Here is a 20,837-nt window from a genome sequence, read left to right as displayed (position 1 = left end):
GACCGGGCGTGGATCTTCAACCACGCGTTCAGCCCGCCGGGTTCGCCCCGGGGGCTTTTTTTCGATGCACGCAGATCTGACTGCTAACGCTGTACGCCCCAACGACGCACGGTAAGCCGTTCGAAGGTATCGAAGACGAGATGTTCGACGATCAGGCCGATCACGATCACTGCCGCCAACCCCGCGAATACTTTATCGGTGTACAGCTCGTTACGGTTCTGAAAGATATACCAGCCGAGCCCACCATTCCCTGAACTGGCGCCGAACACCAGCTCCGCCGCAATCAGCGTTCGCCATGCAAAGGCCCAGCCCACGCGAAGCCCGGCGAGGATCGAAGGCAAGGCTGCAGGGACCAGGATCAGCAGCACATGCCGAAGTCCTTTGAGCCCATAGTTGCGGCCGGTCATGCGCAGCGTTTCCGGTACGGATTGAAAGCCGGAGTAGGTGTTCAACGCGAGCGGCCACAGCACCGAATGCACGAGCACGAACAGCAGGCTCCCGGTCCCCAGGCCGAACCATAACAATGCAAGCGGCAGCAGCGCGATGGATGGCAGGGGATTGAACATGGCGGTCAGCATGGACAGCAGGTCCCGGCCAAAACGCGTGGACACCGCAAGCGATGTCAGCACGAACGCAAGCACTACGCCGAGCAGATAACCCCTCAACAGCACGGACAAGGAGATCGCCGTTTTAGCGATCAGCTCGCCCGACCAGATGCCCTGCACGAAGGCGGTGAATGTATCGGTGAAGGTAGGCAGCAGCAAGTCGTTGCCAACCGCACGCGCGGCCGCTTCCCAGATCCCGATCAGGACCAGGGCGATCAACGCCTTGCGTAACCACGTCTGATTCGAAAGCCGCTTTCCAAAGGGCAGAGGCACTTCCACGGCGACATCCTGCAGCGGTTCGGGAACACGTTCGTATTCTTCGCGAACCGGCGGCACGGGTGCGACGGATTCGAACGATGGGATAGTCGGCGTGCTCATTGAACCGCCTCCGTGTCTTCAAACAGCAGCCGATGAATGCGCGCAACACTCTGCTGAAAGTCGTTGCGTCCCGAGCTGTCCTTGGTGAACTGGTGGCTGTTCAACTCGGCGCGAACCCGGCCGGGATGCGGTGTCAGCAGCAAGATGCGGTTGCCGACAATCAGCGCTTCCTCGATCGAGTGCGTGACGAACAGCAGTGTGAAACTCGCCTCGTCCCACAAGCGCAGCAGTTCCTCCTGCATCTTGCGGCGCGTGAGGGCGTCGAGCGCGGCGAACGGTTCATCCATCAGCAGCACGCGGGGTTGCATCGCCAATGCGCGAGCGATTGCGACGCGCTGTTTCATGCCGCCGGAAAGGGTGTGCGGGTAGGCGTCGGCGAATGCAGCGAGGCCGACCTTGTCGAGGAAATGCAGCGCCCGCTCGCGGGCTTCAGAGCGGCTCAGTTTCTTGGCGACACGCAACGGAAAGGCCACGTTTTGCAGCACGGTTTTCCATGGCGGCAATTGGTCGAATTCCTGGAACACGACAATGCGATCGGTGCCGGGACCTCGCACCGGCTTGTCGTCGATCCGGATGGTGCCTGCGGTGGGTTCAATAAAGCCGGCTACCGCTTTCAGCAGCGTGGACTTGCCGCAACCCGAGGGTCCGAGCAGCACGAAACGGTCGCCGCCATACACGTCGAAGCTGACCTCATGCGTCGCGCGTACGATGCGCTCGCGGGTACGGTACTCGAGGCTGACGTTATCGACGGTGAGAAGCTTCGCGCTCGTCGCGGGAGCATCGTTGGGCCCGGGCGGCGGATAAAGAACGGTAGGATTGGCGGCCATGGCTGTGCATTCATGCATAAAACACGACCTTAGCGGGGTGCCTCGCGCGCGTGAACCAATCATTGAGCATATTCAAAACACGCCGACGCATAAGCAACGATTTTGCCGCTCCAATGCCGTGATCGTATGTTCGAGCGATAGTCGTAAAAACGCCCGCGGGCATGAACTGCGCCGCGGGCGTTGTCAAAGCCTGGCCATGCATCGGACAGGTTCAGCTTCCGTTACCTAGCGCCGGATCGGCGAAGAAATAGTCTTGCCATGACCTGGGCTCGTTCTTGATCGCGCCGACCCGGTACATGAACTGGGCCAGCCCGAGCGTATTTTGCGGTGTGATCTTGAACTGCGTGTCCGGATTCCTGATGATCCCGATCAGCAGCTTGCGATCGATCCTGGCATTGTTCACGCGGATATAGGTGTCCGCGGCCGCTTCCGGATTCGCCGAGACAAAGCGCGCGGCATCCGCGAGCGCAGCGATGAATGCGCGATACGTCTTCGGATTGTTGTCGCGGAATTTTTCGGTCGCGTAAAGCACGGTGGCCGAGCTGGGACCGCCGAGGACATCGTAGGAACTCAGCACGATGTGCGCTTTCGGATTACCCGCGAGTTCCTGTTCCTGGAACGGCGGATTGCCGAAGTGTCCGGTGATCTCCGTCCCGCCCGCAATGATTGCCGCGGCGGCATCAGGATGCGGAACGGCTTGAGTCAGCTTGTCCAGGCGATCGTAGTCCTTGTCACCCCAGCGCTTCGCGGCGGCGAACTGCAGCACGCGTGATTGCACGGACACCGATACCGCCGGCACCGCAATCCGGTCCTTCTCCGTAAAATCCGCAATGGTTTTCACGTTCGGATTATTCGATACGAGGTAGTACGGCAGGTTGCCGAGCGAGGCCACGGCCTTCACATTCTGCTTGCCGTGCGTGCGGTCCCAGATCGTCATCAGTGGACCGACGCCGGCTGCAGCGATGTCGATGGAACCGGACAACAGCGCATCGTTGACCGCCGCTCCCCCCGACAACTTCAGCCAGTCCACCTTGATGTCGACGCCGGCTTTCTTGCCTTCCTGTTCGATCAGCTTCTGGTCGCGCGCGACGTTCAGCAGGAGATACACCACGCCGAACTGCTCTGCAATACGGAGGGTGCCCTCGGCGTGCGCGAGCGTGGGCGTACCGAGGGACGAGATGGCAACGGAGAACGAGACAACGGTCGCAGTGAAGGAGCGCAGCGACGAACGGGAACCCCGACGTCCCCGCCGGGAGAGGGACGGAAGCGAGAACGGAAACGGCATCGAAAGTCCGAAGAAGTGTTTTTAGAATTGAAGCAGAAGCAGGGCGTGTGGACGCTCAGAACGGCGTATCGCCTTCGATCGTGGTTCGATACATCTTTCTGCGCTGATGATCGGGCGTGCCCGCTGCGAGGTGCATGAGGGAGCGGTTGTCCCAGAAGACAAGGTCGTGCTCGCGCCATGCATGCCGGTAGAGATGCTCGTCGCGAACGCTGTGCTCGAAGAGGGCTTGCAGCAGGTCGCGGCTCTCGTCTTCCGGCAAGCCGATCACGCGCGTAGTGAAATGCTCGCTCACGAACAGCGCCTTGCGGCCGGTTTCCGGATGCGTGCGCACGATCGGATGCACAACCGGCTTTACCTGCGCGATCTGTTCGGCGGAGAGGTTGGGGCGCCACGGGCTGCGCTTTTGCAACTCGGCGTATTTCGCCAGATAGGTGTGCTCGGCAGAGCGTCCCTCGACGGCTTCCCGGAGCGCTTGCGGCAGCGTATCCCACGCCAGATGCATGTTGGCGAACAGCGTGTCGCCGCCTTCCGCGGGCAATTCCTGCGCGTGCAGCAAGGAGCCGAGACTGGGTGTTTCCTTGTACGACAGGTCCGAGTGCCAGAAATGCCCGGCATCGCCGAGACCGATCGGCTTGCCGTCTTCCATGATGTTGGAGACGATCAGGATTTCCGGGTGGCCGGTCAACTGGAACTGGTGCAGCACGTGGATTTGCAGCGGACCGAAACGGCGGCTGAAGCTGATGTGCTGCTCGGGCGTGATGCGCTGGTCGCGGAACACGACCACGTGATGATCGAGATGAGCGCGATGGATGCGCTTGAAGTCTTCGTCGGCAAGCGGCCGGCTCAGGTCAAGACCTCTCACTTCAGCGCCCAGCGGCGAGCCTTCAAATGGCGTGATCTCGAGGGTCTGGTGCGGGGATAAGGTTGTCACGCGGGACTCGTCAATTCAATTCGGGGCGGGAACGCTTTGGGCGGAGCGGCGGTGATTCACTTAAGAGAATACGCCGCAAGAGCCCAAGTTAGACGTCGAATCTAAAATGCCGCGCGAACCAGGTCAACGAACCAAATCCCATACGCTTATCTGTTTTAGCGATAAACGGGCCGCTCTGGTAGAGGGGCGGCCATTCAGACGCGCTGGGTCAATGATGGTTATGCGCCGGATCGCTGCAATGCGCGCATCCCGCCGCGCTGTCATTCCACGACGACCCCAGGATCAGGCTGCAGAAATTGAGGCGCTTGTAGGTAGGGTCCTTGAGCGCGAGGACATCGGCCTTGACGTTGCCGAACGTGGTCTCCGGCTTCTTGATCGTGCCGTGCGCGAACGCATCGATGATCCCTTCCTTGAAGTTCACCTCGCGCGGATGCACGGCAATGACCTGCTTGCGCTGGGACTCGGTGAATTCGTCGTAAGCGAGGCCGAGCACGTCCATCTCCACGCCCGCTGTAACCAGCGCGACCACCGGCTTCTTGTGCTGCGGAATCCCCGGGGTGGTGTGCAGCGCGATCGAATCCCAGACTTGTTCCATGTCGTATTCGTTAATGCCATAACCCTTGAGGAAGTCGCGCGCGGCATTCGCACCATCCACTTCGAAGCGGTCATTCGGGCTGCTGTACGCATCGATCAGGCCCATGTCATGGAACATCGCGCCGATGTAAAGCAGCTCTGCGTCGTAGGCAAGCTTGCGACGCTCGCCAGTCAACGCGCCAAACAGGAATACGCGGCGCGAGTGGTTATACAGGAGGTCCGGCTCGGTATCGCGAACGAGTTCGGTCGCGGCGCGCGCCATGGCGCTGTCGGGAATGCGGATGCCGGCGATGGTCGTGGTCATGTTCAATGCTCCTTGAATGGTGGGCTTGTTCTCGATGCTGCGCTCGATGCCGCGAGCACCTTGCTAAAATGCGCAGTTCCGGGTGGGTCATCGGGAGAAGCGAAAGGGGGTGGACGACGAATCCAGTGTCGCCGCGAGCGGTCATGGCGGCAATGCAATCGGTCCGTCGAAGTCTGCCAACCGCACGGCGTCTCCTGCCAAGCGTGCAAAACGCGTGTAAGACGCGTGAAAAAACAGACCTTTTTCCTAATTGGAGCAAGACGTCATGCGTAGCGTCGCCATCGCGATTTTTCCGCAAGTGCAGGCGCTCGATGTCGCGGGTCCACTCGACGTATTCGCCGAAGCGAACGGTTTCGTCGCGCCGGGCGAGGGGTACACGATCACCCTGGTCAGCCTCGACAACACGCCGGTGCGTGCGTCGAACGGCACGCGGATGCTCGCGGACGTGACCTATGACGCGCCGCATCAGCATTACGACGTCGCCCTCGTAGCGGGTGGTCCGGGGCTGCCTTCCGATCCTCCCGATCCGCGCCTGGGCACGTGGCTGCGCGAAGTTGCTTCGCATTGCGAGCGCTACGGTTCCATCTGCACGGGTGCGTTCGCGCTGGGTCATGCCGGTCTGATCGATGGCCGTCATGTCACAACGCACTGGCAGAATGCGCCGCAACTCGCGCGGCAATTTCCGCTGGCCCGGGTCGAGCTCGACCGCATTCATATTCGCGACGCCAACCTGGTGACATCGGCGGGCGTGACGGCGGGGATTGATGTCGCGCTCTCGCTTGTTGCTGAAGATCATGGCCCGCGTATTGCGCTCGCGGTTGCCAAGCGGCTCGTGGTATTTGCGCAGCGCCGCGGCGGGCAGTCGCAATTCAGCCCGTACCTGAGCGCGCCTGCCGACGAGACGTCGCCCGCAGCGAAGGTGCAGGCGTATGTGATGGAGCATATTGACGAACGGATGACGGTTGGAAAGCTCGCGCAGATCGCGGGCATGAGCGAGCGAAATTTCGCGCGGGCATTCGTCGAGGAGACGGGCGTGACGCCGCATGATTTCGTGGAACGAGCGCGCATTGATGCCGCGCGCAACGCATTGGAAAGCAGCGCGACGCCGTTGAAAACCATTGCGTACGAGTGTGGATTCGGCACGGCGGACCGCATGAGAATTGTGTTCCGGCAACGCCTGGGCGTGTCGCCGAATGATTATCGTATGAGCTTTCAGGAGCTCGGAACGAACGGTTGAAGTGTGCTCGCGAGCTCGCGTAGCCGCTTGACCGCAGGCTGGATCACTTCATGCTCTCGCATGACACGAGCATCCACGAGTGAGCCGCCAACTTTTTCGACACCCTCGGGCAAAGTCGCACCGTGAGGGAATGACCGCGGACGAATCGATCGGACCCGGTCCAATGAATCTGGAGATTTGAATGAAAGATGCTTATGAACGACGTGCGCTGTTGCTGCATCTGGGCGATGTGCTGGAGGCGCTGTCGTGCTTGTCGCGTAACGGTCAGCGGTACACCACGCTCGGCGATGCAATTGCCCGTGAGGACTCGCTTGCCAGCTTAACATGGCTCGGATATCTCGATCCCGCCATGACCCCGCAACAGGTGAGCGAACGCGCCACCGCCGCGTTTTTCCTTTGGCCGAAAACCCTGCTCGATGAAGACCTGAACCGGTCATTGCTGGCCTCGACGGTGCAGCACGATCTCTTCGCCGGCAACGCTGCGGGCTGGGAGCGTTATGTCAAGGAACGCAGAAACGACGTGGCGTGGTTTGCGGAAGGTTTGCAGCCAATACCCTCAGACAATGGCAAGCCGGAATCACGGTTTAGCCGCTGGCCCTGGCCTGCGGAAACCGGGGCTTCCTGAACCGACCACCACCGGCGCGTGTGGGCGCCGTCATGCCGCCGGTTCGCGCGACAAGACCGCTTGCAGGAAGCTGCGCGTGCGCGCTTCACGGGGTGCCGCGAAAATCTGCGCGGGCGGTCCCGCCTCGATCACGCTGCCGTGGTCCATCACCACGACCGTATCCGCCACGTCGCGCGCAAAGTTCATTTCGTGCGTGACGATCAGCATGGTCATGCCTTCGCTCGCGAGCGTCTGCATGACCTGCAGCACTTCGCCTACGAGTTCGGGGTCGAGCGCGGACGTGGGTTCGTCGAAGAGCATGACCTGCGGGCGCATTGCAAGCGCCCGCGCTATTGCCACGCGTTGCTTCTGGCCGCCGGACAAAGTGCCCGGATATACCTCCGCCTTGTGCTCGAGCCCGACCTTCGCCAGGAGGGCGCGCGCCTGTTGTTCGGCGTCTGCCGCGCTCACGCGCGCCAGCGAGCGCGGGGCGAGCGTGACGTTCTGCAGCACGGTCAGGTGCGGAAACAGGTTGAACGATTGAAACACCATGCCCACGTCCCGGCGGATGCGGTTCAGGCCGTTCTCATCGATCATCCGGCCGTTGTCCACCAGCGCATGTCCGCAGATGCGGACCGTGCCTTCTTCAGCCGTTTCCAGCCCGTTCAGGCAGCGCAGGAAGGTGCTCTTGCCCGAACCGCTTGGTCCGATCACCACGATCACCTGGGACGGCTGGACGTCGATGTCGATCCCGTTCAACACGCGGTTGGAGCCGAACGACTTCGCCAGTTGCCTGACTGAAACAATGGGTTCATTCACGGGTGTGTTCATGCTCAGACTCTCCCGTCTGCACGCAGCGATCGCTCGGTCTTGCGTAATACCAGCGACGTCGCGCTCGTCAGGACCAGGTAGATGAACGCGATCGCGATATACACCTCCAGCGACCGGTACGACACGCTGATGATCTTCTCGCCTTCGTGCATCAGGTCATTGATTGTCAGTAGCGAGACCAGCGCCGAGTTCTTGATCAGCGCAATGAACTCGTTGCCGAGCGGCGGAATCATGCGTACGAACGCTTGCGGCAAGATCACCTTGCGCATGGCCATTCGATAAGGCATGCCAAGTGATCTGGCGGCTTCCATCTGCCCACGATCCACGGATTGAATCGACCCTCGCACGATCTCCGACACATACGCGCCGCTGTAAACGCCGAGCCCCAGCACGCCGCACGCAAACGCGGGCAGCATGATGCCGAACTGGGGCAAGCCGAAGAACAAGATAAAAAGCTGCACGAGCAGGGGCGTGCCGCGTATGAACGTGAGATAGGCGGTGCAGATGCCGTAGACCACGCGGCGCTGCGGCGCGAGCCTGCCGATGCCCACCAGCAGGCCCAGGACACAGCCGAGCACGAGTGAACAAGCCGTGACTTCGACAGTCGTCGCGGCTCCAGTCGCGAGCGCTTCCCAGCTTGCCCATACGGGCGAAAAATCGAGCGTCATCGGTTACTCCAATCGGGACTGCCGCGTCACTGCTTGCCGAACCACTTCGTCGCGAGGGCGTCGTAGGCACCATTGGCGCGCAAGGTCTGCAGCGCCTTGTTCATCTCGGCGGTCAACGCGGTTTCGTCCTTGCGCAAAGCGAAGCCGTACAGCTCGGTGGTGAGCCCCTTGTCGAGCACCCGCACGTTGGGTTGCACCTTTGCGTATTCCACGGCGGCAGGGCGTCCGGTGACCGCGGCATCGGCGCGGCCTATGTTGACCAGATCGAACATCTCCTGGTTCTTTTCAACTTCCACACGCTGCACCTTCGGGTAGTTGTCTTTAAGGAAGCCAACCGATTTCGTGCCCACCTGCACAGTCACTTTCTTGCCGTCGAGATCGGCGGGCGTCTTGATCGACGTATCGTTCTTGCGCACCAGCACGACGAGGCCGCCCTTGTAGTACGGATCGGTGAAATCGACGACCTTGCGGCGCTCGTCCGTCATGTAGATGCCCGACGCGGCGACATCGAAGCGATTCGCGATCAGCCCCGGAATCAGCCCCTTGAAATCGATGTCCACCCACTGCACTTTCTTGCCCATGACCTTGGCCATGGCGTCGATCAACTCGATGTCAAAGCCCGTGCGCTTGCCGTCCTTGACGAATTCGAGCGGAGGAAAGGTCGCGTCGGTCGCCACGCGGATGGTGTCATCGGCGGCGCGGGCGGTGGGCGCGGCGGCTACGCTCACTACAACGGCGAGCGCGAGGGCGGAAAGTGCCGGGATCAGTTTCATGCTGGTTTCCTTGGATGCGTGGGCAATCAAAGTTGAAAATAAGGGGCTCAAAGTTTGTAGCTGATGCGGTCTGCCGCTGCGCGCGTGAGTTGCGCCAGTTCGGCTTCACGTCCTGCAATGCGCACAACCGGCGCCATCAATGTGATGGTGCCTTCCAGCCGCCCCGCATCGGATATAAGCGGGGCGCTCACGCCCCACACGCCTATATCGACTTCGCTCTCGCTGGTCGCGAAGCGCCGCCGGCGAATCTCCTCCAGTTGCGCGCGCAGCGCGGCGGCACTTGCTGGATCGTCGGGCGCGCTGGCGGCGATCAGGGCGTCAGCCTGCGATTCGGGCAGGAACGCGAGCAGCGCTTTTGCAGAGGCGCCGCGCGTCAGCGGATGCGTCCGGCCTCGGGAGAACGAGCAGCGCAGCGGCTGGTCGCTTTCGACCATCGAGAGGCACACGACCGCGTCATTGATCGGCACGAGCAGGCCGACACTCTCGCCTGTCCGCTGCACGAGCGCCCTGATTTCGTCGCGGCTCTGTGTCACGAGCTGCGCGTTCTGGTCGAATCCCCAGGCGAGTTGCACGCTGGACGGACCCGGCTCGAACAGTCCCGAATTCGCGTGCTCCTGCAAGAGGCCCCACTGTTTGAGCGAGCCCAGCAGCCGGTATACGGTGGACAAGGGCGCGCCCATGTCCGCTGCGATCTGCTTGGCGCCGATCGGGCGTCCCGCACGCGCGACGCTGGTCAGCGCGTGGAGCACGCGATCGATGGCGGAGGAAGTTTCGGCCGGCTGTCTCATGGCGAAAGTCTCCCTCGCCAATTCTCAAAAAAGGAAATCATTTCTTACTGGATGGGAAAATGACTTGATGAGGCTGGTTTTATCCTGGTGCTACACGATCATCGGCAGAAAAATCCGGCTTGCAGCAGAATCCGGGCGTTGCGCGACTGAATCGACCGGGTGCGTGCGACCACCAGTGCAACATCATCCAAGGACCGAGACATGGACTACCTGACAAGCCTCAAAGTGTTCCGCGCGGTCGTGGAAGCGAAAAGCTTCACGCGGGCAGCGGATCTGCTGGGCGTGTCGCCGCCGGTCGTGTCGCGGGCCATCGCCACGCTCGAGCAGCGCCTCGGCAACCGGCTCTTTCATCGCACCACGCGCCATATCTCGCTGACCGAGACTGCCGAACAATTCTTCGCGGGCTGTTCACGCGTGCTGGATGAGCTCGACGCGCTGGAGGCGCAGGCGTCTGATCGCACCAGTGATCCGACGGGCATGCTGCGCCTGGTCGCGCATACGACGGCAACGGTCAACCGGCTGGTCCCGCTGATCGCTACTTTCCGCCGCCGATACCCGCTGATCGGACTCGACGTCACCCTGACCGAGCGTCCCGTGGACCTGGTCGCGGACGGTTACGACCTCGGTGTCGTGCTGCCCTTCATGTTGACCAGCGACACCACGGTCACGCGCCTGCTCGAACGCATTCCGCTTGTCATTGTGGTGACGCCGGGGTATCTGAAGGGCAAGGAGCGGCCGACGCATCCGTCCGCGCTCGCCGGGCTTGAATTCGTCGCCATGCACGCATCGATCCGCAAACCCATGCTGACGTTCCGGCTGGACGGCGGCGAACAGATCACGGTGCCGCTGAAGGCGGACGTGACCTCGAACAACGCGGTGCTGAACCGCGAACTGGTGCTGGAGGGCTTCGGCCTGGGCGTGCTGCCGGCGGCGCTGGTACGCGACGAGCTGGCGTCCGGCAGGCTGGTGTCGCTGCTGGACGAGTTCGAGATCGTCGACGGTGCGATCGAAATCCGGCTGGCCTACAGCAGCCGCACGCTACTGCCGGCCAAGGTGCGCGCGTTCATCGAACACGCGGCGGAATTCTTCGAAGCCTGAGCATAGAGCGCAAGCAGCGCAGGCTTTCATCTTCATTTCGCATCGATTTCTTTTCGATTGTTAACAGATTCGTCATTAATTAATGCGCGCAATGACGGTTGACCGCGTGCATATGCACACATAATCTGTGCACATGCACACACGCCCTCCCAGACACGACGACTGTTTTGCGGTTCGCCAGGCTGCGCGGCACATCTCGCAGTTGTATGAGCGGCATTTGTCGGCGGTACAGATCACACCGACGCAATTCAGCATTGTTTCCGCGCTCGAGCGTACGCCGGAGATGACCATGGCGGAACTCGCGCAGGCAATGGTGATGGAACGCACCACGCTAGTCAGGGTGCTGCAGCCGCTGCTGCGCGCCGGACTGGTCCTGGCGAAGCTGGGCGGGCCTTGTCAGCGGCGTTTGCAGTTGACGCTGACCGAAGGCGGCCGGGCCAAGCTTGCCGATGCGCTGCGGCACTGGCAGGCGGCACAAGAAGAATTCGAGGCGAAGTTCGGGCGGCGACAGGCAGCACTTCTGCGGCGCGAACTGTTCCGCCTGACCAGCGAGTAGATCATGCGGCCCGCTCACCATGCCGATGCCGGCAACAAACCATTCGATGCAACCAACAGGACCCACCGATGACCACTCCTTCCACGCCGCTTGCCTCCACCGCCGCGCCCACGGCTGAGCGCGGAGCGCGGCGGCCTTTCCGACTCGGCTGGATGCCGCTGGCGATCATCGTCGTGGTGATCGTGCTCGCTGCCGCTGCGACGTACTGGTTCACCGTGCTGCGTTTCATTCAAAGCACGGACGACGCATACGTCGGCGGCAACGTGACGGTGATGGCGCCGAAGGTGAACGGTTTCGTTACCGAGCTGCTGGTTTCCGACAACCAGCGTGTGAAGGCCAATCAGGTGCTGATCCGGCTGGATTCGCGAGACTACGACGCAAGGCTTGCGCAGGCCGACGCCGATGTGCAGGGCGCACACGCCGCGGTTGCCGAGCTTGAAGCGAGGCAGCAACTGCAGGCCGCCGTGATCAACCAGAGCCAGGCGCAAGTGCGGGCGTCGGCGGCGGAAGTCACGCGCAGCGCGTCCGATCAGGTGCGTTACCGGCAACTCGTCAAGGACGAAGCGGTATCGAACCAGGTGGTCGAACGTGCGGATGCGGACTACCTGAAGGCCCGCGCCACGCTCGATAACAGCAACGCAGCGGCGCTTGCCTCGCAACGCCAGCTCGCCGTGCTTGCCGCACAGATAGACGACGCCCGCGCGCGGGTTGCGACTGCTGAAGCGTTGCGGCGCGTAGCCGAACTGAACGTGGAGTACACGACCATCCGGGCGCCCGTGGACGGGTACGTTGGTAACCGCACGGCGCGCGTGGGCATGCTCGCGAACACGGGAGCGTCGCTGCTGACCATCGTGCCCGCCGATGGTTTGTGGATCGATGCGAACTTCAAGGAAGACCAGCTCAAGAAGATGCATGTGGGCGACCGCGTGGACGGTTCGCTTGATGCCTCCAGCGGGACCTTCCAGGGTCATGTGGAAAGCCTGGCGCCCGCGACCGGCGCTACTTTCAGCGTACTGCCACCCGAGAACGCGACCGGCAACTTCACGAAGATCGTGCAGCGCGTGCCGGTGCGGATCCGCCTCGACGTACCGGAGGACATGCAGAACGTGCTGCGCCCCGGCCTTTCGGCAACGGTGACCGTGCACCTCGACAGCGCGAGCCGCTCATGAGCCCGGCCGTTGCACTGAACCCCGCCAATCAGCCCACGAAACAGCGTGTTTTCGCGTTTGCGCTGATGTGCCTGGGCTTCTTCATGGCGACGCTGGACATCCAGATCGTGGCGTCGTCGCTGAAGGAAATCGGCGGCGGTCTGTCCGCGAGCCAGGATGAACTCTCGTGGGTGCAGACCTCGTATCTGATTGCGGAAATCCTGGTGATCCCGATGTCCGGCTGGCTCTCCAAAGTGTTCTCCACACGATGGCTGTTCGTGGCTTCCGCGGTCGGCTTCACCATCACGAGCATGCTGTGCGGCCTCGCGTGGGACATCAATTCGATGATCATTTTCCGTGGCTTGCAAGGCGCGCTCGGCGCGGCAATGATCCCGACCGTCTTCACCACGGCATTCGTCCTGTTCCCCGGCAAGCAGCGGCTGATTGCGTCGACCACGATCGGTGCGCTCGCTTCGCTCGCCCCTGCGATCGGTCCCGTGATCGGTGGATGGATCACGTCGCAATGGTCGTGGCACTGGTTGTTCTATCTGAATCTTGCGCCGGGGCTCGTCGTTGCGATCCTGGTGCCGAGGTTCGTGCATATCGACGAACCCGACCTTGCGTTGCTGAAGAAGGGCGACTACCTGGGCATTGCGTTGATGTCGGGTTTTCTCGGCTGCCTTGAATACGTGCTCGAAGAGGGCCCGCGCAAGAACTGGTTCGGCGACGACGTGATCATCACCTGCACCTGGATCTCCGCCATTTGCGGTTTCCTGTTTCTCGTGCATGCGTTCACTGCGAAAGACCCCATTGTCGATCTGCGCGCGCTCGCGGTCAGGAATTTCGCAATCGGCTGTTTGCTGTCGTTCGTGACGGGTATCGGCATCTTCGTCGCGGTGTTTCTCACGCCGCTGTTCCTCAGCCGCGTGCGGGAACTGGATTCGCTGCAGATCGGCATTGCATTGCTCTCGGTGGGTGTGTTCCAGTTGCTTGCGCTTGCCGCTTATGCGTTCACCTCACGTCTCGTCGACATGCGCTGGTGTCTGCTCTTTGGCCTCGTGTGTTTCGGCCTCGGCTGTTATTTCTACGTGCCGCTCACGAACGACTGGGGCTGGCAGCAACTGCTGTTGCCGCAGGCGCTGCGCGGTATTGGCCAGCAGTTCGCGGTGCCGCCCATCGTGACGATGGCGCTCGGTTCGCTGCCGCAATCGCGCCTGAAGTCGGCAAGCGGCCTGTTCAACCTGATGCGCAATCTTGGCGGCGCGATCGGCATTGCGGTCAGCGCGACCATGCTCAACGACCGGCTGAATTTTCACTATCTGCGCATCAGTGAAAGTGTCACGGCGGGCAGTCCTGAGACGGAAGCGTTCCTGTCGCGGCAGTTCTCGCACTGGGGATCGGTGGCGGGGGACGCGCTGAACGCAACCAATGCGGGTCTTGCGAACCTGCATGCGCTGGTGTTTCGCGAAGCGCTGGTGATGACCTTCTCCGACACCTTCTTCGTACTCGCGATGTGCTTCGCCATCGGCATAGTCAGCGTGATTTTCGTGCGGCCCATCGGCGCCGCGCCGCCTTCCCCTGACGCTCATTGAGACCGACCATGCATAAGATTCTATTGGCACTGGCAGCGAGCATGACGCTCGCGGCGTGCGCCGTGCAGCCCGCAAGCCATGCGGATTTACCGTCGACGGTTCACTCGATAGCGCCCGCGAACTGGAGCGCCGACGCGCCGCAGGACAGTGCGAATGCCGACGCGTGGTGGCAGCAGTTCGGCGACCCGGTGCTGCATGAACTGGTGAGTTCGGTGCTGAGCCAGAACCTGGATGTTCAAGCCGCACTTGAGCGGATGAAACAGGCCCAGGCCGTGACGACCCAGCGCCGCGCGGCGCTCCTGCCGGAACTCGACGCCACGGCCACCGCCGCCGATGCGCGCCAGAACACGCCACCGCCGCTCGGCTATGTTCGCCAGGCGGGCGCCGGTCTGGCGCTTGGATGGACACCCGATATATTCGGCGGGGAGCGTCTTGAACTGCTGGCGGCACAGGCGCAATTGACGGGCCGTCAACATGATGTCGATGCACTTCGTCTTGCGCTCGCGGCAAACACGGCGTCGGCGTATGTGGACCTGCGCTGGGCGCAAAGCGAACAGAAGATCCTGCAGGACAATGTCGCGATCCGGGAGCGTGCGCTGCGCCTGACCCAGGAACGCATGCAATACGGGCTCTCGCCGCGTCTCGACGTCACCCGTGCGCAGAACCAGTTGAGTGAACTGCAGGCGCGTTTGCCGCGTGCCGCCGCCACCATCCAGCATCAGCTAAGTCTGATCGCGGTGTACTCGGGACGCACGCCCGAATCCGTGGATGCTCTTGTGCTCGCGACGCCCGGAACCATTCCGACGCCATCGGGCGCCGTGCCCCGGATGCTGCCTTCGGAGGCTTTACTGCGCCGTCCGGATGTCCGCAGCGCCTACGCCGAGCTCACGCAACGCGCAGCGGAAGTGGGCGTTGCGCAGGCGGATCGTTATCCTAAGTTTTCGCTGCAACTGACTGACGGGTTGCTGGCGTCGTCTTATCTTGGTTTGCCCACGCTCAGCGATAATCTCTTCAGCGCCGCGCTCAATGCGACGAGCCCGATTTTCAACGCCGGGCGCATCACGGCAAGCATCGAGCAGAGCGAAAGCCGCATGCGCGAGTCCGATCTGCATCTCCGGCAGACCATGCTGCAGGCGCTGAAAGACGTGGAGGACACGCGCACTGATCTCGTCAGCACGTCGGAACAGGCGGACCGCCTGAAGGACGCCTTGCAATCGTCCGACCAGTCGCTGCGCCTCTCTACGCAACTTTATAAGGGCGGTGCGAGCGGTTTCCTCGATGTGCTCGCGGCGCAGGAAGCGTATCTGCAGGACTCGGATGCGCTGAACCAGGCGAGGCGCGAACACGCGCTGGCAGCGGTCGCGCTGTACCGCTCGCTCGGCGGCGGCTGGAGCGAGACGAAGGAGGAGTGATGCACGCAAAGGGCCGGTACGAGGCGCACGTAACATCGGGCATCCTTTGTGTTCAGTGACTCATGCTGGCGGCGAATGCCGTCACCCTGCGCGGTCTTCGCATTGAAGATCGACATCCACGGGCCGATCACCCCCTGCAACGAATCCAGGGTTCAAGCAAGCTTGAAACCGCCGTTTCGACGCAAGTTGAAACGGCGTTCTATTTATGGGCACTAGCTGAAGTTTTATGAGATGAATCCAGCGGTTTTCGTCGCGGTGTCGACAAAAATCCCGGTGTAACCGAGTGCGTTGTGGAATATCGGCAAGAGTTTGCCGCGCTGGGTCAATATAAAAATTGCAGCGCGGGCGGGGAATACGCCAGCGTATTTTATTCAGCGGATGGCGCGCCACGAAACTACAGATCTTTATTGGTGCGGTAAGCCATTTTCGTCCAGCGTTCTGATGCGCTAAAACGGCTTGAATTCGTTGTCCCGGTCTGGATTCGGCCAAAAGTGCTGCCGGTGACGAAATTCGTGCTGACGCAGGAAAAAGCGACCGGCGTACTTCGACCAGTGCTTTAAAAATGGTCGTGGCGCCTCCGCTGGTCAAGCACCTCCGGCATCCGTGCAATCTCGGTCAAACGTCGATTTGCCTTGCCTCACGCAACGATTGAGCGCATTCTTAATCGTTCCGATGCCGATGACCGCCAGTTTGCATATCGGTCTTCAGCAGATTTTCCCGACGGTCAGCGCAGTGTGTCCAGCGAGTGCGTTATGACCATCCATACCATCGAATATCGCGGCTATGCATTGCGCGCTTATTCGCAGCAGATTTTCCCGCCGCATGGCGATCCGTTTGCAAAAGGTCCCAAGCGTTTTTCCGCGATTGTTCAGATAGACGCCGTACCGTCCGACAGCGCAACGTCCAAGCGCTATTCACCGGCAATCAAGGGCGCCGAGCCGGCTAACGCCGAAGATGCAATCGAGCTGGCCATGCAATACGGTCGTGACATCATTGACGGCAAGGTCCAGGCAGGTGCTTTGTATAACGCTCGCAGCGGGCGCTTTTCCCGCTCCGTAAGGCGGTTCCAGCCATCCGTGACGGCTGCGCCCGCACCCTTACAGCCAGGTGGCGCAGACAACGCCACATGAGCGGCAACGCTCGCAGCACCCACGCGCGACAAGACCTCGGGACGTCGCGCAATAACTGAAGAACATCATGAACGACACTGTAAGAAGCTACCGCGGCCTCGAAATTTATCCGCTGATCTACCCGCACAAGCCGCGTGGCGCGGACGGTTCGCGCCACTACGACGCGGGTTTCGACGCCGCCGTGAAGATTTCCCGGCGCGGCGTTGACGACAGCACGACCACCAGCCGCGTGTACCGGGTGCCGGGCGAGGGTCCGTTCAGCGGCTCGGGCGAAGCGCGGCTGGCGTCCACGCGCTATGCAGAACGGCTGATCGACGGCAACGTCGCCGGCGAATCGATCGCCGACCTATGAGTTATTCGCTCGATCATTCACCTTCGACCGCTTCGCTCGATAACCGGGCGGGCGACAAGCCGGCCGGGTGGGCCAATTACAACGTGGCGGCCTCGTCAAGGCGCGCAACGGGCGGAACCATGCCCACGCTGCGTATCACGCGCCTGAGCGACAAGCGCGTGATTTATCCGTTTGTCGGTTGCGCAGACATGCCGCTTTTCCCGGACGCGCAAAGCGCTCGCGATTACGCGGAGCAGTACGGTGCCAGCCTCGTGGACGGCGACATCGCGGTGCCTGAGTGACCGTCCGGGCGCTTTGCCCGCGCGGCGAGCGGCTGCACATCGGCTAGAAACCGGCTAAAAGCCGGAAGTGATCGTTACACTGTGACTCAGCGCAGTCCGAAATAGCTTGACACCTTACGTCGCGGCACGTAACCTAAAGGTCGAAGTATTCAAGAAGCTCGATTGCTGTTCATCATTCTGCCTCGTTATCTCCGCGGTATTTGTTGTCCTCTCACTTCCTTGAAGCTTCTCTCGCCTCAATACGGGGTTGCATCATCTTTATATTTTCAAGGATTTAATATGGATACCGGTATCGTTAAGTGGTTCAACGACAGCAAGGGCTTCGGCTTCATTACGCCTGACGCAGGCGGCGACGACCTCTTCGCCCACTTTTCGGAAATTCGTAGCGACGGCTTCAAGACGCTCGCCGAAAACCAAAAGGTTAGCTTCGAAACCAAGCAAGGCCCGAAGGGTCTGCAAGCTTCGAACATTACCCCGCTGTAATTGGTGGTGTAAGTGATTTATCGCGTAAATTAGCTCACGCTAATTTACGCGAGTAGTAAATGTTTTCGCGGAGCTTCGGTTCCCGGTTGCGGCAGTTGCCTTTATTGAACGACACCGCTACCACCAGCATTGCACCTGTCTGCCTCTGCTTGCATTTGTTTGCACATCCACTTTAGTCCGCTTTAGTCCCTCTGCAATCTCCTGCAACTTCGCTGCCACACGTCGCGATTCAAACGGAACGTTAATATTTCGTTGGCGCGCTTGTGATTTCGGCTGCTTTCTGCTGTTTTTCTGCTGTTTCCTCTGCGAATTTTTAAGGCCTGGTGCCTGTTATCAACGCGTCCTGACAAACAATGTGTCGGACCCGCGTTTGTTCGTGTGTTTCAACTTATGCATAACTCTAATATTTATTTGTACAACGGCTATAAAGTCGTTCCCTCCGCCCATCGTCTGCCTGATGGATCCTTCGCGTCGAACCTTTTGCTCGAGCGTAACAGCGGCAGCGAAAAGGGCAGCTGCTATCAGTTCCACGTTCTCGATTATTTCAAGAACGAAGCGCAAGCACTCGGTCATTCACGCAAGTGGGCACGGCACTGGGTCGACACCCGCGGCTGATTCCCGTAGCGGGCCGTTATTCGCCGCATCGAAAGGGCTTGCTGTTTAAAGCACTCTCCAGATAACGTATTCACAAGTCCGGTCTGTCCGGCTTGCTTTCATAGTTTCCTGACACGCGCAGCAAGCGCATGTGTCCAGCCGGCGCGCCCTAAGGTGCGCCGTTTTCATTTCAGCTGATCGAATGAGTATTTACCCTATAAAAATGGCGTTAAGCCCGTCCTGCATGGGTCCGTAAATGGGATCGCAGAAATACCTGTAAAGAATCTGCATCTTTACCCTCAAGCAATCTTCCGGTGCGGTCGATAAACCATTTGCCTGCATCGGTAAATGTGCGACGGAGCAACAGCAAAATTAACGCGTTCGAGGGGTGAGAGCCTCGCCGTCAACAAACACTTTACGACAGGCACGGCGTGCGGACACACGGATCGAGGTGTCCGCGCTGCACTCATACCGCTGCCGGCGCTTGGGGGGCCAAGGACGGCAGCGGCTATTCAGCCGTCAAGAGCCCGTTCGGGCAGGAGTCACCACGTGAACTTCAAACACATGACCATCAAGAGCAAGCTCGTTGCTGGATTCGGTGTGCTTTCAGCCATTGTGCTAGGTGTGTCGGCGATGTCGCTGCACGCGCTGAGCAGTTCGACCGATGGATTTTCGAACTATGTGCATGGACCCAGCGCCCGCGCGGACATGGCGGCACAAGTACGTACGGCAGTGGATCGCCGCGCTATTGCTGCTCGCAATCTTGTCCTGGTCACAAAACCCGTAGATCTTGAAATCGAGAAAGCCGATGTCATCCGTGCTTCGGAAGACGTGCAGGCGAAGCTGAAGCTATTGAAAGCCATGGTCGCGAGCGGACCCGACAGCAGTGATACCGCGCGCAGTCTGGTCGGCGAAATTGATAGGGTGGAGACGCTGTACGGGCCGGTTGCCAACGATATCGTGGCGCTCGCGCTTGCCGGCAAACACGACGAGGCCATCGTGAAGATGGACAACGAATGCCGGCCGCTGCTGGCCGCGCTCGTTAAAGCGACGGACGCCTACGGCGATTTCACGCGGAACCGCCAGGACCAGCTGGTGCGCGACTCCGAAGACCAGTATCAAACGCAGCGCAACCTGCTGATCGCCCTTTGCGTTGCTGCTATTGGCATGGCGGTGGCGGCGGGCGTGCTCATCACGCGCTCGATCACGCTGCCGATCCGGCGCGCCGTCGATGTCGCGAGCACGGTGGCGCGGGGCGACCTTCGCAGCCGTATTGTGGTGACTCAGAACGATGAGACCGGCCAGTTGCTCGGTGCCCTCGCCGACATGAACGCGCGGCTGATCGAAACCGTGAGCCGCGTGCGTGAAAGCAGCGGCAGCATAGCGAGTGCGTCGATGGAGATTGCGACGGGCAATACCGACCTCAGCCAGCGCACCGAAGAGCAGGCCGCGTCGCTGGAGGAAACGGCGGCGAGCATGGAAGAGCTGACGTCGACGGTCAGGCAGAACACCGAAAACGCGCAGCAGGCAAGCGTGCTGGCGACAAGCGCTTCGGATGTTGCCCAGCGTGGCAACAAGGTGGTCGGGCAAGTGGTCGACACCATGCACGGCATCAGCGAAAGCTCGGCGAAGATTGCCGAGATCACAGGGATTATCGAAGGGATTGCGTTCCAGACCAATATCCTGGCGTTGAATGCGGCGGTCGAAGCGGCGCGTGCCGGTGAACAGGGCCGCGGTTTCGCCGTGGTTGCGAGCGAAGTGCGCAGTCTCGCGCAGCGGTCGTCGAATGCGGCGAAGGAAATCAAGGACCTGATCGCGAGCTCGGTGCAGCAGATCCAGAATGGTTCAGCGCTTGCCAGTCAGGCCGGCGAGACGATGTCGGAGGTGACTCAGGCGGTGGCGCGAGTGACCGACATCATGGAGGAAATAGCGGCGGCATCGATCGAGCAAGGTCGAGGCATAGAGCAAGTGAATCAGGCCATCACGCAGATGGACGAAGTCACGCAGCAGAACGCTGCACTGGTGGAAGAAGCGGCGGCGGCGTCCCAGTCGCTGCAGGATCAGGGCCGGCAGTTGACGGAGGCGGTGGCGTTCTTCCAGATGGAGGGCGCGACGGGTGCGTCACATCCCGTCGTAAAACCGGTGGTTCGCGTGGCTGCTTCCCCGGTCGCCAAACGTACCGTTAAACGTTCGCCCACCTTACTGGTCGCACCGCTGAAAACGGCCAGCGCCGGCGAGGAGAGTTGGAGCGCGTTCTGACGCCCTGCCATCTCCCGGCAGGTGAATGAAGCAAAGCAGCGCGACCGGGGTCGCGCTCCTTGAATGCCTTGCTGATGCGTTTTATATACGCCCGTTATGTTATATAT

The 20,837-nt window shown here is 61.1% G+C and carries 22 protein-coding genes; 13 read left to right on the top strand and 9 right to left on the bottom strand.

Annotation, left to right across the window (positions count from 1 at the left end):
• Positions 1 to 83: 83 nt before the first annotated feature.
• The 5 genes from ABH944_RS08845 to ABH944_RS08825 all read right to left on the bottom strand — a co-directional run bounded on the left by ABH944_RS08845 (position 84) and on the right by ABH944_RS08825 (position 4,924).
• Complete coding sequence (locus ABH944_RS08845; protein ID WP_404605583.1) at positions 84 to 983, bottom strand: ABC transporter permease; 900 nt, start codon at positions 981 to 983, stop codon at positions 84 to 86.
• Positions 980 to 1,810 (bottom strand): ABC transporter ATP-binding protein, encoded by an 831-nt coding sequence (locus ABH944_RS08840; protein WP_404605585.1) that lies wholly within the window; start codon positions 1,808 to 1,810, stop codon positions 980 to 982. Before ABH944_RS08840 ends, ABH944_RS08845 begins: the two co-directional genes overlap by 4 nt.
• Before the next feature lie 211 nt (positions 1,811 to 2,021).
• On the bottom strand, positions 2,022 to 3,095 hold the full coding sequence (locus ABH944_RS08835) for an ABC transporter substrate-binding protein (protein ID WP_404605586.1): 1,074 nt from the start codon (positions 3,093 to 3,095) through the stop codon (positions 2,022 to 2,024).
• Positions 3,096 to 3,150: 55 nt separating this feature from the next.
• On the bottom strand, positions 3,151 to 4,026 hold the full coding sequence (locus tag ABH944_RS08830; protein WP_404605588.1) for a TauD/TfdA dioxygenase family protein: 876 nt from the start codon (positions 4,024 to 4,026) through the stop codon (positions 3,151 to 3,153).
• Between the two features lie 208 nt (positions 4,027 to 4,234).
• A complete protein-coding gene (locus tag ABH944_RS08825; RefSeq protein WP_404605590.1) occupies positions 4,235 to 4,924 on the bottom strand; it encodes an HD domain-containing protein in 690 nt (229 codons plus the stop codon).
• Positions 4,925 to 5,189: 265 nt separating this feature from the next.
• On the opposite strand from ABH944_RS08825, the gene ABH944_RS08820 reads away from it, so the two are divergent.
• A complete protein-coding gene (locus ABH944_RS08820) occupies positions 5,190 to 6,161 on the top strand; it encodes a GlxA family transcriptional regulator (protein ID WP_404605592.1) in 972 nt (323 codons plus the stop codon).
• A gap of 181 nt (positions 6,162 to 6,342) precedes the next feature.
• Complete coding sequence (locus ABH944_RS08815; protein ID WP_404605594.1) at positions 6,343 to 6,786, top strand: hypothetical protein; 444 nt, start codon at positions 6,343 to 6,345, stop codon at positions 6,784 to 6,786.
• Between the two features lie 30 nt (positions 6,787 to 6,816).
• Here the strand turns inward: ABH944_RS08815 and ABH944_RS08810 are convergent, their stop codons facing one another.
• The 4 genes from ABH944_RS08810 to ABH944_RS08795 are packed head-to-tail and all read right to left on the bottom strand — an operon-like array spanning position 6,817 to position 9,825.
• Entirely contained in the window at positions 6,817 to 7,596 is a 780-nt protein-coding gene (locus ABH944_RS08810; RefSeq protein ID WP_404605596.1) for an amino acid ABC transporter ATP-binding protein, read from the bottom strand.
• A 2-nt stretch (positions 7,597 to 7,598) separates the two neighbouring features.
• Positions 7,599 to 8,264: an amino acid ABC transporter permease gene (locus ABH944_RS08805; RefSeq protein WP_404605597.1), complete on the bottom strand. Its 666-nt coding sequence runs from the start codon at positions 8,262 to 8,264 to the stop codon at positions 7,599 to 7,601.
• Between the two features lie 26 nt (positions 8,265 to 8,290).
• Entirely contained in the window at positions 8,291 to 9,037 is a 747-nt protein-coding gene (locus tag ABH944_RS08800; protein ID WP_404605598.1) for a transporter substrate-binding domain-containing protein, read from the bottom strand.
• Positions 9,038 to 9,084: 47 nt separating this feature from the next.
• On the bottom strand, positions 9,085 to 9,825 hold the full coding sequence (locus tag ABH944_RS08795; protein ID WP_097267493.1) for an IclR family transcriptional regulator: 741 nt from the start codon (positions 9,823 to 9,825) through the stop codon (positions 9,085 to 9,087).
• A gap of 201 nt (positions 9,826 to 10,026) precedes the next feature.
• Between ABH944_RS08795 and ABH944_RS08790 the strand changes: the two genes are divergently transcribed.
• The 11 genes from ABH944_RS08790 to ABH944_RS08740 all read left to right on the top strand — a co-directional run bounded on the left by ABH944_RS08790 (position 10,027) and on the right by ABH944_RS08740 (position 20,730).
• Positions 10,027 to 10,923 carry a LysR family transcriptional regulator gene (locus ABH944_RS08790; protein ID WP_404605600.1) on the top strand — a complete coding sequence of 299 codons (897 nt, stop codon included), beginning with the start codon at positions 10,027 to 10,029 and terminating at the stop codon, positions 10,921 to 10,923.
• Between the two features lie 133 nt (positions 10,924 to 11,056).
• Positions 11,057 to 11,479, top strand: coding sequence for a MarR family winged helix-turn-helix transcriptional regulator (locus ABH944_RS08785; RefSeq protein WP_404605601.1), 423 nt, complete (start codon positions 11,057 to 11,059; stop codon positions 11,477 to 11,479).
• A 68-nt stretch (positions 11,480 to 11,547) separates the two neighbouring features.
• A complete protein-coding gene (locus ABH944_RS08780; RefSeq protein WP_404605603.1) occupies positions 11,548 to 12,648 on the top strand; it encodes an HlyD family secretion protein in 1,101 nt (366 codons plus the stop codon).
• Complete coding sequence (locus ABH944_RS08775) at positions 12,645 to 14,219, top strand: DHA2 family efflux MFS transporter permease subunit (RefSeq protein ID WP_404605605.1); 1,575 nt, start codon at positions 12,645 to 12,647, stop codon at positions 14,217 to 14,219. Before ABH944_RS08780 ends, ABH944_RS08775 begins: the two co-directional genes overlap by 4 nt.
• A gap of 8 nt (positions 14,220 to 14,227) precedes the next feature.
• The gene (locus tag ABH944_RS08770; RefSeq protein ID WP_404605607.1) at positions 14,228 to 15,631 is read left to right on the top strand and encodes an efflux transporter outer membrane subunit; all 1,404 of its coding nucleotides are present in this window, start codon (positions 14,228 to 14,230) and stop codon (positions 15,629 to 15,631) included.
• A 752-nt stretch (positions 15,632 to 16,383) separates the two neighbouring features.
• Complete coding sequence (locus ABH944_RS08765) at positions 16,384 to 16,761, top strand: hypothetical protein (RefSeq protein WP_404605608.1); 378 nt, start codon at positions 16,384 to 16,386, stop codon at positions 16,759 to 16,761.
• Between the two features lie 67 nt (positions 16,762 to 16,828).
• Positions 16,829 to 17,113, top strand: a complete 285-nt coding sequence (locus tag ABH944_RS08760) for a hypothetical protein (RefSeq protein ID WP_097267483.1) — start codon at positions 16,829 to 16,831, stop codon at positions 17,111 to 17,113.
• Positions 17,110 to 17,394, top strand: a complete 285-nt coding sequence (locus ABH944_RS08755) for a DUF6723 family protein (RefSeq protein WP_404605609.1) — start codon at positions 17,110 to 17,112, stop codon at positions 17,392 to 17,394. Before ABH944_RS08760 ends, ABH944_RS08755 begins: the two co-directional genes overlap by 4 nt.
• Positions 17,395 to 17,673: 279 nt before the next feature.
• On the top strand, positions 17,674 to 17,877 hold the full coding sequence (locus ABH944_RS08750) for a cold-shock protein (RefSeq protein WP_031362000.1): 204 nt from the start codon (positions 17,674 to 17,676) through the stop codon (positions 17,875 to 17,877).
• 390 nt (positions 17,878 to 18,267) lie between these two features.
• On the top strand, positions 18,268 to 18,492 hold the full coding sequence (locus ABH944_RS08745) for a hypothetical protein (protein ID WP_404605611.1): 225 nt from the start codon (positions 18,268 to 18,270) through the stop codon (positions 18,490 to 18,492).
• A gap of 543 nt (positions 18,493 to 19,035) precedes the next feature.
• Positions 19,036 to 20,730 (top strand): methyl-accepting chemotaxis protein, encoded by a 1,695-nt coding sequence (locus ABH944_RS08740; protein WP_404605995.1) that lies wholly within the window; start codon positions 19,036 to 19,038, stop codon positions 20,728 to 20,730.
• Positions 20,731 to 20,837: the final 107 nt, after the last annotated feature.

It is taken from the genome of Caballeronia udeis (genome assembly GCF_044909315.1).
Classification (GTDB): Bacteria; Pseudomonadota; Gammaproteobacteria; order Burkholderiales; family Burkholderiaceae; genus Caballeronia; species Caballeronia udeis_A.
This window is presented reverse-complemented; position numbering and strand designations above follow the sequence as displayed.